Source organism: Rhodanobacter sp. C06 (assembly GCF_002001105.1).
Taxonomy (GTDB): domain Bacteria; phylum Pseudomonadota; class Gammaproteobacteria; order Xanthomonadales; family Rhodanobacteraceae; genus Rhodanobacter_A.
This window is the reverse complement of record NZ_MUNP01000050.1, coordinates 53,858-67,451: the sequence shown is the minus strand read 5'-3', so window position 1 is coordinate 67,451 and position 13,594 is coordinate 53,858. Positions and strand designations below refer to the sequence as shown.

At 65.7% G+C, this 13,594-nt stretch carries 14 protein-coding genes; 12 read left to right on the top strand and 2 right to left on the bottom strand.

Annotated features, from left to right (window positions below; genetic code table 11):
* The first annotated feature begins 89 nt into the window (after nt 1-89).
* From B0E52_RS11025 to B0E52_RS10995, 7 genes are all read left to right on the top strand, one after another.
* Entirely contained in the window at nt 90-737 is a 648-nt protein-coding gene (locus B0E52_RS11025; RefSeq protein WP_254426773.1) for a sigma-70 family RNA polymerase sigma factor, read from the top strand.
* Nucleotides 734-1,525: an anti-sigma factor gene (locus tag B0E52_RS11020; protein WP_077483882.1), complete on the top strand. Its 792-nt coding sequence runs from the start codon at nt 734-736 to the stop codon at nt 1,523-1,525. Before B0E52_RS11025 ends, B0E52_RS11020 begins: the two co-directional genes overlap by 4 nt.
* A gap of 22 nt (nt 1,526-1,547) precedes the next feature.
* Nucleotides 1,548-2,966: a deoxyribodipyrimidine photo-lyase gene (locus B0E52_RS11015; RefSeq protein ID WP_077483881.1), complete on the top strand. Its 1,419-nt coding sequence runs from the start codon at nt 1,548-1,550 to the stop codon at nt 2,964-2,966.
* A 106-nt stretch (nt 2,967-3,072) separates the two neighbouring features.
* Entirely contained in the window at nt 3,073-3,642 is a 570-nt protein-coding gene (locus B0E52_RS11010; protein ID WP_254426772.1) for a lipocalin family protein, read from the top strand.
* A complete protein-coding gene (locus tag B0E52_RS11005; RefSeq protein WP_077483879.1) occupies nt 3,639-4,400 on the top strand; it encodes a hypothetical protein in 762 nt (253 codons plus the stop codon). The genes B0E52_RS11010 and B0E52_RS11005 overlap by 4 nt, the downstream gene beginning before the upstream one ends.
* A gap of 20 nt (nt 4,401-4,420) precedes the next feature.
* On the top strand, nt 4,421-5,950 hold the full coding sequence (locus B0E52_RS11000) for a cryptochrome/photolyase family protein (RefSeq protein ID WP_077483878.1): 1,530 nt from the start codon (nt 4,421-4,423) through the stop codon (nt 5,948-5,950).
* Between the two features lie 123 nt (nt 5,951-6,073).
* Complete coding sequence (locus B0E52_RS10995; RefSeq protein ID WP_168174179.1) at nt 6,074-7,561, top strand: S41 family peptidase; 1,488 nt, start codon at nt 6,074-6,076, stop codon at nt 7,559-7,561.
* A gap of 125 nt (nt 7,562-7,686) precedes the next feature.
* On the opposite strand, the gene B0E52_RS10990 is transcribed toward B0E52_RS10995, so the two are convergent.
* Nucleotides 7,687-8,370: a ChrR family anti-sigma-E factor gene (locus B0E52_RS10990; protein WP_077483876.1), complete on the bottom strand. Its 684-nt coding sequence runs from the start codon at nt 8,368-8,370 to the stop codon at nt 7,687-7,689.
* The gene (locus B0E52_RS10985; protein ID WP_254426771.1) at nt 8,367-8,939 is read right to left on the bottom strand and encodes a sigma-70 family RNA polymerase sigma factor; all 573 of its coding nucleotides are present in this window, start codon (nt 8,937-8,939) and stop codon (nt 8,367-8,369) included. Before B0E52_RS10985 ends, B0E52_RS10990 begins: the two co-directional genes overlap by 4 nt.
* Before the next feature lie 424 nt (nt 8,940-9,363).
* On the opposite strand from B0E52_RS10985, the gene B0E52_RS10980 reads away from it, so the two are divergent.
* From B0E52_RS10980 to B0E52_RS10960, 5 genes are all read left to right on the top strand, one after another.
* The gene (locus B0E52_RS10980) at nt 9,364-9,753 is read left to right on the top strand and encodes a hypothetical protein (protein WP_077483874.1); all 390 of its coding nucleotides are present in this window, start codon (nt 9,364-9,366) and stop codon (nt 9,751-9,753) included.
* A gap of 80 nt (nt 9,754-9,833) precedes the next feature.
* Nucleotides 9,834-10,748 carry a DUF3034 family protein gene (locus B0E52_RS10975; RefSeq protein ID WP_254426770.1) on the top strand — a complete coding sequence of 305 codons (915 nt, stop codon included), beginning with the start codon at nt 9,834-9,836 and terminating at the stop codon, nt 10,746-10,748.
* Between the two features lie 26 nt (nt 10,749-10,774).
* The gene (locus tag B0E52_RS10970; protein WP_077483872.1) at nt 10,775-11,275 is read left to right on the top strand and encodes a group 1 truncated hemoglobin; all 501 of its coding nucleotides are present in this window, start codon (nt 10,775-10,777) and stop codon (nt 11,273-11,275) included.
* Between the two features lie 124 nt (nt 11,276-11,399).
* Nucleotides 11,400-12,338, top strand: coding sequence for a hypothetical protein (locus tag B0E52_RS10965; RefSeq protein ID WP_168174178.1), 939 nt, complete (start codon nt 11,400-11,402; stop codon nt 12,336-12,338).
* On the top strand, nt 12,335-13,438 hold the full coding sequence (locus B0E52_RS10960) for a hypothetical protein (protein ID WP_077483870.1): 1,104 nt from the start codon (nt 12,335-12,337) through the stop codon (nt 13,436-13,438). Before B0E52_RS10965 ends, B0E52_RS10960 begins: the two co-directional genes overlap by 4 nt.
* The last annotated feature ends 156 nt before the right edge of the window (nt 13,439-13,594 follow it).

The following is a 13,594-nucleotide window of genomic DNA, read 5'->3' as shown; positions in this document are numbered from 1 at the left end:
GCACAGGCGTGGGCTCGGCAGGAATCGGGCTGGCGGCGACAACGCCGGCGCGGCTCGTGCTTGCGCCGCGACCGCCTGCCGATCCATGCTTGCTGCATCCCGAAGCTCTACCGCCGATGATCCTTGATCGCCGGATCGACGGGGCCAGCGCTCCGCAACGACAGGACGATCCACCGATGGCCGTCACCCGCACCGCCGAGCATGAGGAGCTGAACCGCCTGCTGCAGCAGGCCGGACGCAGCGACCAGCAGGCGTTCGCCGAGCTCTACCGGCGCACCTCGTCGAAACTGTTCGGCGTGTGCCTGCGCATGCTGCACGACCGTGGCGCCGCGGAAGAAGTGCTGCAGGAGATCTACATCACGGTGTGGAACCGCGCGGCCAGCTTCGACGAGGCCAAGGCCAGTGCGATCACCTGGCTGACCACGCTGTCGCGCAACAAGGCGATCGACCGCCTGCGCCAGCATCGCGAGGAACTGCCGGACGACCCGCGCACGCTTGACGAAGCCGTCGACGAGCAGCCCTCGCCAGCGGCCCAGGCCCAGACCAGCCAGGAGCATCGCCGGCTCACGGACTGCCTCGACGCGCTGGAACCGCAACAGCGCAGTTCGGTGCGTGAAGCCTTTTTCAGCGGAGCTACGTATAACGAGTTGGCGACACGCTGCCAGGTGCCGCTTGGAACCATGAAAAGCTGGATTCGCCGTAGCCTCATGCAACTTCGCACGTGCCTCGACTCATGAACACGCCCGCCGACGAAGGCAACCACAACCTGCGCTATGCCGAATACGTGCTGGGCGTGCTCGATGCCGACGCGCGCGCCGAGGTGGCTCACGAGGTGCGCACCAGCAGCGAGGCCGCGACGGCGGTGGCCTTGTGGCAACGCCGACTGCAGCCGCTGGCCGAGGAAATCACGGAAGCGACGCCCGCCCCCTACGTATGGGCTCGCATCCACGATGCGCTGCAACTGGATGCGCCGCCGCAGGCAGTACCGCGCAAGCGGTTGTGGGACAACCTGGCGCTGTGGCACTGGCTGGGCCTCGGCGCGAGCGCGGTGGCCGTCGCGCTGCTGCTGGTAGTGGCGCTGCCGCGACGGACCCCGCCACCGCTTCCGACGACGACCGCCGTCGCCTACATGGCCTCGACGATCAAGCAGGACAACGGCACCACCGGCTGGACCGCCACGATGGACCTGCAGCACGCCCGCATGGTGGTGGTACCGGCCGCGCCCGCCACACTGGCGCAGGGTCGCGCGCCCGAGCTGTGGCTGATCCCGGCCGGCCAAAAGCCCATCGCGGTCGGCATGATCTCGCGCGACCAGCCCACCACTCTGGCGCTCGCCCCGGCCCTGCTGGCGCAACTCGGCCCGACCGCCGCGCTCGCCGTCTCGGTCGAACCGCCGGGCGGCTCGCCCACCGGCCAGCCGACCGGCCCGGTCATCGCCAAGGGCACCATCGGCGCGGCACCCGAAACCGGCGGCGACAAAGTGGCTGGCAATGCCAGAAAATCGACCGAGCGACCCCGGGTCTGACCCAGCTCGGTCCGATCCCCTCATGAGCACCGCACTGGTCTTGTTCCGGCGCGATCTGCGCTTGGTCGACAACCCGGCATGGAGCGCAGCCTGTGCAACGCATACGCAGGTGCTTCCCGTATTCATCCATGCGCCTGACGAAGACGGTGGTTGGTCGCCCGGCGCCGCCAGCCGCTGGTGGCTGCATCATTCGCTCGCTGCGCTGGACCGGCGGCTGCGCGCGCAGCAAGCCGAACTGCATCTGCGCCAAGGCGACACGCTCGATGTGCTGCGCGAACTGATCCGGCACAGCGGCGCCAGCGCGGTTTACTGGAACCGGTTGTACGAACCCGCCGCGATCGCCCGCGACACGCATATCAAAAACGCGCTGCGCGAACTGGGCATCGCAGTGCACAGCTGCAACGCCGCGCTGTGGTGCGAGCCTTGGCAGATCGCCACGCAACAAGGCGATCCGTACAAGGTTTTCACGCCCTACTGGCGCAACTTGCGAACGCAGATCCAGGCAAGCCAGCCATTGCCCGAGCCCGTTCTGCCCGGCTGGCAGAACTTGCCGGACGGTTTGCCGTTGCCGGCACTCGATCTGCTGCCGCGCATCGGCTGGGCCAGCGGGCTGGCCGACACGTGGCAGCCGGGCGAAGCCGGCGCGCTGGAGCTGCTGGAGATCTTCGCCGACGATGCCCTCAGCGACTACGCCCATGCCCGCGACCTGCCCGCGCGTCATGGCACTTCGCGGCTGTCGCCGCATCTGCATTTCGGCGAAATCTCGCCACGCCAGATCCACTTCGAACTCGATCGCCGTACCCGCGCGACCGGCGCGAAACGCCGCCCGGATATCGAGCCTTATCTGCGCGAACTGGGCTGGCGCGAATTCGCCCATCACCTGCTCTACCACTTCCCGCGAACGCCGAGCGACAACTTCAACCCGCGCTTTGACGGCTTCCGCTGGGCACCCGCCGATCAGGCCTTGCTCGAACGTTGGCAGCACGGCCGCACCGGCGTCCCGCTCGTCGACGCCGGTATGCGCGAGCTATGGCACACCGGCTGGATGCACAACCGGGTGCGCATGATCGTGGCGAGCTTCCTCACCAAGAACCTGCGCCAGCACTGGCATCACGGCGCCCGCTGGTTCTGGGACACCCTGGTCGATGCCGACTTGGCCAACAACACGTTGGGCTGGCAATGGGTGGCCGGTTGCGGCGCGGATGCCGCACCGTATTTCCGCGTGTTCAATCCGTATACGCAGGCAGCCAAGTTCGATCCCGACGCGAGCTACCTGAAGCGCTGGCTCCCCGAACTCGCCACGCTGCCGCCGAAGTTGTTGCATGAGCCGTGGCGCGACCCGGCGGCGCTAGCGGCCTGCGGTTATCCCGCGCCGATGGTGGACCTGGGTGCCACGCGGGAGGCGGCCCTTGGTGCCTGGCAAGCGTTGACGCCCCGCTGAATCGCTTTTCGATGGAGGCATCCAATAGCGTTCCATGGCCGTATGAACGGGAGTGAGGGATGGCCTGCCGCCAGCCCATCCGCCCGGACATCGCGCCATGACACGCTTGAAGTCGTCCGTTGCCGCCGTGCTGCTGGCCGTGCTTTCGCTGGCGGCCTGTGCCGGCACCGCCGATCCGATCAAACCGGTCAGCGGTGTCGACCTGCCACGCTACATGGGTCGCTGGTACGTGATTGCCTCCATCCCCACCCGCTTCGAACGCGACGGCCGCAACGCGGTGGAGACCTACAGTCGCAACCCCGACGGCAGCATCTGCACCTGGTTCCGGCAGCGCCCAGACAGTTTCACCGCCCCCGTGAAACTGCTTCATTCCAGCGCCCGTGTGGTGCCGGGCAGCGGCAACGGCGAGTGGCGTGTGCGCTTCTTCGCCTTCCTCACAACCCAATACCTGGTCGGCTGGCTGAAGCCCGACTACAGCCAGGTCATGGTCGTGCGCGATGGACGGGACTACCTCTGGTACATGGCGCGCACACCCGCGGTTTCGGACGGCGACTATCGGGCCATGCTCGATCGGGCCAAGGCGATGGGCTACGACGTCAGCAGGATCGAGAAGGTGCCGCAGCGCTGGCCCGAAATCGGCGAGGGCAGCCAGACGTTCACGGGAGCCTGTTCATGAAATACCTCGTCGCACTGTTCGCCCTGGCCATGCCCGTCGTCGCGTGGCTGTCCAACACGGGCGTGTTCGGGCCGACCAATGGCGCCATCTCGGACCGTTACCCCACGCTGATCGTGGCGGCCGGCTACGCCTTCGCGATCTGGGGACCGATCTTCCTGCTCGATCTGCTTTACGGCATCCGGCAACTGTTCGACCGCCGGCCGGACGAGCGCCTGCGACGTACCCGGCCTTGGACGGCCGCGGGTTTCGCGTTCACCGCAACCTGGATGATCGTGTTCACCTTGCAGTGGTTCTGGCTGGCGCTGGCGATCATCTGGGCCAGTCTGGCGTGCCTGCTGTACGCGGCCTGGCAGGTGTCGCATACCGTGCACCATCCGCGCAGCCGCTGGTGGCCATGGCTGCCGCTGTCGCTGCACGCCGGCTGGGTGTCGCTGGCGGTGTTTCTCAATGTCGCCCAGGTGATCGTGGCTTTCCGGCTGCTCCCGACCGTGCAGATGCTGCCGTGGACGCTGGTCCTGTTCGCCCTGGCCGCCGTCTTGCTGCTGACGACGATCGTGCGCCTGCGCGGCAATCCCTGGTACACGCTGGCCGCCGTTTGGGGCCTGGTCGGGGTATACGCCAAACAGCATGTTTCGACGCTGGCAGGCGCGACGGTCGCGGCATGGGTTGCCTTGGGGCTGGCTGCCGTTGTGGTGGTGACGTCGTTGTGGCAGCAAGTCGGGGCATCGCATCCAGGCCAGCCCCGGATCGGTGATTAAACGCAGGCGGATGACCGGCGATGACCATGCTGCGGCTGCTGCTGGGTGATCAGTTGAATCCGCGGCACTCGTGGTTCGAGGCCGTCGACCCCAACGTCCTGCATGTCCTGATGGAGGTGCGCCAGGAAACCGACTACGTCCTGCACCACGCCCAGAAAATCCTGGGCATTTTCGCCGCGATGCGCGATTTCGCGCGGCAACTCCAGTCGGCGGGCAACCGCGTGTGTTACCTCGCGATCGACGACCCCTACAACCTGCACGCCATCCCGGCCAACCTCGACCGCTTGATGGTCGACCGCCACGCAACCACCTTCGAATACCAGGCACCCGACGAGTGGCGCCTCGACCGGCAATTGGCCGATTACGTGCAGACCTTGGCCATCCCGGCGCGCATGGTCGACAGCGAGCATTTCCTGACGCGGCGCGACGACGTCGCGGGACTGTTCGGTGCGCGCAAGCACTGGCGGATGGAAACGTTCTATCGCCACATGCGCGCGGTACACGACGTGCTGATGGAAAAAGACGGCCAACCAGCGACCGGGCGCTGGAACTTCGATGCGGAGAATCGCCGATCCTGGTCGGGCATGCCGCTGGAGCCGCCGGACAACCGCCCCATCCACGATCACCGCGCCCTGTGGGCAAGCATCGTCGCCGCCGGCGTCCGGAGTTTCGGCCAACCACATGCCGGGGATTTTCGCTGGCCCTTGAATCGCGCCGAGGCCCTGCAGCAGCTGGATGCCTTCGTGGAGCAGGCGTTGCCGCATTTCGGCAACTACCAAGATGCGATGAGTACCCAGGCGGCACGCCTGTTCCACTCCCTGTTGTCTTTCGCCCTCAACGTCAAGATGCTGTCGCCGCGCGAAGTCATCGCCCGTGCCGAATCGGCATGGCGCGCAGGAAAGGTGCCGCTGGCCGCTGCCGAGGGTTTCATCCGCCAGATCCTGGGTTGGCGCGAATACATCCGCGGCGTGTACTGGGCACACATGCCAGCCTATGCCGAGAGCAACGCCTTCGGCCACCAGCGCGATCTGCCGGCGTGGTTCTGGACTGGCGACACCCGGATGAATTGCCTGCACCACGCGATCACGCACTCGCTGGAGCATGCGCATGCCCACCACATCCAGCGGCTGATGCTGACCGGCAACTTCGCGCTGCTGGCCGGGCTGGATCCCGGGCAGCTGCACCGCTGGTACCTGGGCATCTACATCGACGCGTTCGAGTGGGTGGAACTGCCCAACACCCTGGGCATGAGCCAGTACGCGGACGGCGGCTTGCTCGCCACCAAACCGTATGTCGCGTCGGCGGCGTACATCCATCGCATGAGCGACTATTGCCGAGGCTGCCGGTACCGGCGAGACAAGCAAGTCGGCGACGACGCCTGCCCGTTCAACGCCTTGTACTGGGATTTTCTTGCGCGGCATCGCCACATGCTGGCCGACAACCCCCGCCTTGCGTTTGCGTACCGGCAGCTCGGTCGCTGGCCCGAAGCTCGTCTTGCCGTGCTGCGCGACCGCGCGACCGAACTGCTGAACAACCTTGACGATCTATGACACCGGCACGAAAGCATCCGAACCCAAGCAGCTTCCATGCAAGCCCGGACTCTCTGCAAGCCGACTGAAGGTCGCTCACGAACCAATCTGACGGGTCGCATGAATCTATCGAGGAGTCGACCGATGCGCTTTCATGGTATTGCGGCATTTCTGTGCATCGTGCTTGCCGGATGCCCGGCGGTCGCAGCGTCCGAACAACCGGCTGAGACGGACAATCTCGCCACGGCTGGCCTCCAGGCGGATGTCGACATCCTGCAGCGCGCCTACGAAACCCTTCATCCCGGACTTCTTCGATACAACACACCCGAGGAGATTAAGGCGCATTTCGCGTCGCTGCGCCGCGCGCTCGACCACGATCAATCACGCGCATCCGTCTTCGTCGCCCTTTCGCAGTTAGCCGCAACCATCGAGTGTGGCCACACCTATGCGAACTTCTACAACCAGTCGCCTGCGGTGCAGGCAGCCTTGTTCAAGGGAACCAACCGCGTGCCGTTCTATTTCCGCTGGCTGGACGGACGCATGATCGTCACCCGCAATTTCTCCAGCGACACGCGGCTGCGCCCCGGATCGGAGATTCTCGCCATCGATGGCGTGGCGACACCGCAAATCCTGAAAACGCTCATGACGGTCGCACGCGCGGACGGCGCGAACGACGCCAAGCGCATCGCCTATCTCGAAGTGCAGGGAAACGACGATTACGAAGCCTTCGATATCTTCCTGCCGCTGTTCTACCAGCAGATCGGCCCGGCCATCGCACTCAAGGTGCGCGATACGAACGGAGTCGCCTGGACAACGTCCGTTCCCGCGCTCTCGTACAAACAACGCCTGTCGTTCCGGCCCAAAGCCGCCGCCGGTTCCGGATCGCCCTGGCAACTCACGTTTCCGAGGCAAGGTGTCGCGTTGCTCGATATGCCGACCTGGGCGATGTACAACAGTACCTGGGATTGGCACCGTTACCTCGATGGCGTCTTTGCGAAACTCCAGGCAAGGCATGCCCGCTCGCTGATCATCGATCTTCGCGCCAACGAAGGTGGCGACGACGTCGGCAACGTGATTCTGGCGCATCTGGTCGCACGCGATCCGACCTTGCCCGACTACCTGCGTCTGGTGCGCTATCGCAGCGTGCCGCGGGATCTCCTGCCCTACCTCGACACGTGGGATGCGTCGTTCAAGGACTGGGGCGACAAGGCGAAGCCGTACAACCAGCGCTTCTACCGACTCACGAAGTACGACGACGATGCGCGAGGCACGATCATCGCCGCCCTGTCACCACGCTTCACCGGTCACGTCTTCGTCCTGGTCGGCCCGACCGACAGCTCGGCGACGTTCCAGTTTGCCGGCATCGTGAAGTCGCAACACCTGGGCACCCTGATCGGACAGCGGACAGGCGGCAATCGCCGCGGCATCAACGGCGGCGCATTCTTCTTCGTGAGGCTGCCGCATTCGGGACTGGAGATGGATCTGCCCCTGATCGGCACGTTTCCCGTCGTTGCGCAGCCCGATGCCGGCATCGACCCGGATATCCGCGTGGCGATCACCATCGACGACATCAAGGAAGGACGCGATCCCGAGTTGGAAAAGGCGCTCAGCCTGGCGAGTGCGCAGCCGTAGGAATGGAATCCGCTGACCGAGCGGGGAAGGTTTGGATGCGTGGATTCCGACACGCCATGACCAGGAACATGCCGCGCAGGTGGCGATCAACGTAGCCAAGTTTGCCGCAATGCCTGCTGCAGCTTTTACAACCCCACAAGCGGCTGCAGCTTGCGAGCGAGCCAACCCGGGAAGCGCAAAGGCGCATCCATTGCCGCGACACAAATACACGGCGCGCCCGGCGCGGTGATCGGCTGATGCTCCGTTTCGTTGTCGAGGTCGGCCGCATCCCCGGGGCTGAAATGACCCAGTGCATCGTCGTAGGCACCTTGGAGGATCTGGGTCAACTCGGTGCCTTGATGGCTATGCACGGGCATGCTCTTGCCCGGCGCGATCTTGAGCAAAAGCAAGGTGTCGCCGCTGGTGTGCGCAGCCCGGATCATGTGCACGCCGGGCGCGACCCAGCGCCAGCGCAGTGCACTCCATGTGGGGCCGAAATAAGCCCGCAGCGGTTGCGGCAGGCCATCCGGATCGCCGGGGCTCACGTCAGGCGAGAGCGCCTGGATGGTTCCGTCGTGGCGGCTTTGCGTTGATTCGTCGAGGCGATCCAGCATTTCCCGGCGCAGGCGGCCGCGCTTGGCTGCATCCAGCTCGGCGGCCTGCTGCTGTCCCAGCAAGAGGCCACCGATGCGTTCGGCGTGGGCCAACCTGTCGCGGCAATCGCGGCAGGCTTCGAGATGCGTGGCCGCCACCGCGGTCATCTCGGGCGACAAGGCGCCGGCAGCAAAGCTGACCAGGGTGGCTTCATTGAGATGATGACGCGGAGTCATGCGCCCCTCCTTACACCCAGCTGCAGGCGCAGGAATGCGCGGCGCAGGCAGGATTTCACCGTGCCCAGCGGCATGCCGAGCTCGTCGGCAATTTCCTGGTGGGACTTGGCTTCGAAATAGGACATGCGGATCAATCGGGCTTGGGTGGCCGGGAGCTGCTCGATGCGGTTCCTGAGGTCGACGTGCTCGGCGTAGCTCTCCGCCGGCGAGGGCCCGGCATCCTCAGGCTCGTCGAGTCGTTCCAGCGCGTCTTGTACCGGTACCCACTGCGGTTCCCTACGGACGCGGTCGATATGCAGATTCCGGGCGATCCGGAACAACCAGGTCGACAGGCCACTACGCGCCGCATCGTAGAGTTCGGCCCGCTGCCAGAGTCGCAGCAACGCTTCCTGGGTCAACTCCTCCGCGACGGCTTCAGGCGAACCCAGTCCCTTCAGGTAGAGCTGAACACGGGGCGCGAAGTGGTCGTAGATGCGCATGAAGCTATCCCGATCGCGCGTGCACGAGACGGCCACCATCTGACCGGCCCAGTAGCCCGCATCCTTCGCGTGGGTTTCGATGCTCGACATGGCTCGCGCCGCCTCGAACGGCGACAGGCTTCCGTGTGTGCGATGGGTAGCCATGGTAGGACAGAAAGCCTGGATTCCGAATGTTTGCTCTCCCTCATACGTGAAGCCACGCTCCTTGGATGCAGTCGCCGCTGCGAATCTGCGGGCAGGCAGGCGAACGCGCACAACCTCGTGCAATTGCCTTTTCGGTATTCAACCAAACAAGACCGCTCGCAACCGAAGCTTCCTTCTCATGCGAGCTCGCGACACGCCCGGGACGTTTGTGTCGATTCCGCTTGAAGAACCAAACGTGGCGCCGAACAGCCGCTTTCCCCGCCGCGCTGGACGCCCACCTCCGTACCCCCATCCATCACGCATCCGCACGCCTTCGCCAGCCGTATCTAGCTCGGCAGGCATTTGCCTGCGTCGAGCGGGTAGATACGCGATGAAAGCCTCGGTCCTGACCTGTTCGATCCTGCTGGGCGTGCTGTGCTTGCAGCCATCCCTGGCCACCGCGCAAACGCAGGTGCCACCTGCGGCCGACACCCAGCAGCGGCTGGTCGGCAGCCACGGAATGACGCTGTACACCTACGATCCGGACGGTAACAGCGGCCATAGCCAGTGCAACGGGACCTGCGCCGCGTTGTGGCCGCCGTATCTCGCCGCGACAGACGCCAAGGCGGCGGGTGGGTTCGGACTGGTTTCGCGTGCCGATCACAGCCGGCAGTGGAGCTATCGGGGGCGCCCGCTCTACCGCTACGCCGGCGATACCGCGCCCGGCACGGCACTGGGCAACGGGGTGAACGGCAACTGGCACGTGGCGCGAGTCCAATGAAAAACGCTCGCCGTGCATCCTTGGACGCATTTGCTCCGTACCTCCCTCATGGCGCAAGTGGTGCGCCAAAGAGGGAGGACATGGCAATGCACAAATTTCGCAGGCAAAAGCTGCTGCTGGTCGGCGCCTTGGCGCTGGCTGGCGGACTGGTTTCGCTCCAGGCGATCGCCGCCGACGGCGGCGATCCAGCTGACAACGTCAGCGGCAAGCTGCTGCTCACCGGCGGCGTGTCGCAGATCGAAGGTTCCGCCGGCGGCGGTCTCACCCCGTGGGCGCTGATCGGCAGCTACGGCACGCAGGGCCAGTTCGGCGCGAACGCGTTCTACACCCGGGTCAACGTGCAGGACTACCACCTCGACGATGCCGGCGCGATGTTCGGCATCGACAACCGCGTCGAGTTTTCGGTGGCACAGCAGCGTTTCGACACCGAGGACGTGGGCGCCGCGCTAGGGCTGGGTCGCGGCTTCAGCTTCCGGCAGAACGTGATCGGCGTGAAGGTGCGGCTGTTCGGCGACGCCGTACTCGACCAGGACAGCTGGTTGCCGCAGGTATCGGTGGGCATGCAATACAAGAGCAACGACCAGGGCGCGGTCCTGCACGCGATCGGCGCCAAGAGCGACCACAGCACCGACTACTACATCAGCGCGACCAAGCTGTTCCTGTCGCAGAGCCTGTTGCTGGACGCCACCGTGCGCTTCACCAAGGCCAACCAGATCGGCATCCTCGGCTTCGGCGGCGACAAGAACGACAGCTACCAGGCCGAATTCGAAGGCTCGGTCGCCTACCTGCTCAGCCGCAACTGGGCCATCGGCGCGGAATACCGCCAGAAGCCGAACAACCTCGGCATCGCCAAGGAGGACGACTGGTACGACGCCTTCGTCGCCTGGGCGCCGACCAAGCACGTCTCGCTGACGCTGGCTTACGCCAACCTCGGCAACGTCGTCATCAAGGACAACCAGCACGGCCTGTACGCGTCCGTGCAGGTGGGCTTCTGACCCGATCACGCCACGAGGAATTGACCATGTACAAGATCCTGCCCTGCGCCCTGCTCCTCGCCGCCGGCCTGATGGCCGGCACCACTGTTTCGGCGCAAACCGCCATGCAACCGGCCGGTTCCAACGCCGGCGGCGATGCCTACCCGACCGCGCCGCGCGATCCTTCCCTCAAGCCGGTATTCGAGCAATTCGGCGGCAAGCCCGGCCTGGTCGCGCTGATGAACGATTTCATGGACAACCTGATGGCCGACCCGGTCACCCGCCCGTTCTTCCAGAACGCCGACCGCGAGCACATCAAGGTCGAACTGGTGGACCAGTTCTGCGTGATCCTGGATGGCCCGTGCAGCTACACCGGCAAGGACATGGCCTCGGTGCATCGTGGCATGAACGTCGACCGCGCCGATTTCAATGCGCTGGTCGAAGACCTGCAGAAGGCGATGAGCAAGCACGACATCCCGTTCCGCGCCCAGAACAAGCTGCTGGCCAAACTCGCGCCGATGAACCGGCAGATCATCACCAAGCCATGAGGAAGTGATCTCTCACGCGAACGTCGCGAGCCAACCGCGGCGTTCGCGTGGTGTCGCTTTCCATGAAAAAGCTGCGCCCGCAAAGGCGCAAGCACTTTGCTTACAACAGCCACAGGGGGCTGTCATGCTCGATAAACGACTTGTTCTGTTGTCTGCACTCGGCTTGTGCGCGTGCAATCCGGCACCCAGGGCAAATACACCTTCCACCTCGGCGCCGACGGTGGCGCCTTCGTCCGCCGCATCCGTTGCCGGTACGGCGCCTGCGCCTGCCCAGAGCGAACCCGCGGCGCCAGCCGCATCGGCGCAGGTGCCAGCTGCACCGTCGGCGTCGCCGGAGGTCGCCGCGCTCGCACCGGCGACCGCGACCCCTCCGGCGACGCCATCCGCGCCGGTCGCCCCGGTGTCGCCGCTGCCGCGCATCGCCCGCGTGGCGCATGCCTCGCAACGCAGCGTCGCTGCGCGACCCGAAGCGGACTCGACCTCCGCCGAACTGAGCGGACGAATCGAACTGATCGGCAAGTCCGGGCAGCCCATATCGGCCGGCGACATGGCCAACACCCTGGTCTATTTCGTACCCGCCTCGGGCACTTCCAGGGTCCACGCCGGGACATACACGGTCTATACCGTCAATCGCGACTTCAAGCCGGAGGCCATGGCCATCCCGCTCGGCAGCACGGTCAAGTTCGTGAATCTGGACCAGATCCGCCACAACGTGTTCTCGGTGACGCCCGGGGGCGCCTTCGACCTCGGCTTTCAGACTGCGGGCCAGACCGCCACGCACAGCTTCGATCGTGCCGGCCTGATGCTGATCAGTTGCAACGTGCACCGTTCGATGGAACTGGACTTGCTGGTGGTGCCCAGCCCTTACCGCACTACCGCAAGCGCCGATGGCCATTTCAGCCTGCGCCATCTGCCACCGGGTCCGGGGGCGCTGTATGTGTGGAACCCGCGGGGCGAATTGCTGAGGCGATCAGTGACCGCGCCACTCGGCGACCTGCACGAACGCGTGATCATCAGCAAACCAGCGATCGTCGCGGACATCAATCCGGAGCCTGGCCCGTGAGCGCGGCCTATCGTTCCCTCGCGCTGGGCTTGCTGCTGGTGCTGGCCGGCACCGTGGCCGCGGCCGTCGGCACCATCCATCTGTCCCGCCGGCAAGCCTTGGCCAACGCCCGCCACAACGTCGCCACCGGCGGCAAGCTGCTGGCGACACTGGAGCGGATGGACATGGACAACCTCGCCCTGCGTGCGCAGGCCCTCGCCAACGATTCCGCCTTCGTCGATTACATGGCGCAATCGCTGATCCCCAACCCGCAGCTTGGCGGCGCCATCGACAGCGCATCCATCATCGACCAGCTGAACGAACGCCGCCACGGCTACGACGTGGCCTTGGTGCTCGATCCTGCCGGCAAACCGGCGGGCATTTCGGGCCTGCTTGCGCGCGCGCCCGCCACCATCGCCAGCGATCCGCTGGTACGCAAAGCCATCGCCACTGACCAACCGGTGCAGGGATACTGGCTGGATGACGATCGCCTGCTGCGCGTGGCGATAGCTCCGTTGTTGCGCGGTCGCAGCCTGCAAGGCCTGGTGGTGACTGCTCGGCGCGTCGAAGCCGCTTTTGCGAATGAAGTACACGACACGAGCGGCGTGGATCTCGCCTTGCTGAGCGCGTCCAACCCGACCATCCCACTCGTGTACAGCGGCGCGGTGCCGCCATCGCCGACGGAATTGACCCGCTTGCGTGGAGTCGCGCTGTCGGCCAGCGATGGCCCACGGTCGCTGCCCGGCGCAGGTTCGGCGGTGGCCGATGCGCTCGCCGTACCGGTCTCCAACGGCCGGGCCGTCTGGTTGCTGCTGCCCTCGACCGGTGGCGCGCAGCGCATGGTTCCGCGCGAAGCGATACCGTTGCTGGCGGGCGTGGCTTGCCTGGGCCTGCTGGCCGTGCTCGGCACCGTCTGGCTGTGGTGGCGCACCTGGTTGCCGCTGGAACGCATGTTGTACGCCATCGATCGTGCGGCGGCCGGCGACGATCACGTGACGCTGCGCACGGGTGGCAGCGCCGTGGTGCGCCAGTTGCGCGACCGTCTCAATCGGCTGATCCATCAGAACCGTACTTCGGCGGGAAGGAATGGGCCGACCCTGCCTGCTTCCTGCGACCGGTGACGGCCGCAACGGCTCCCGTGCCGTGGCAGGGCGGCAAACCCTGTCGCGGAAAAGCGGGTTCCTCCGTGCATCCGCCGACCGATGGCCTTCGTACCTGATGCGTACGCCCGAGACTCCCGCATCGGCGATACGGGGCGAGAGGCGTACGCGAGGTAT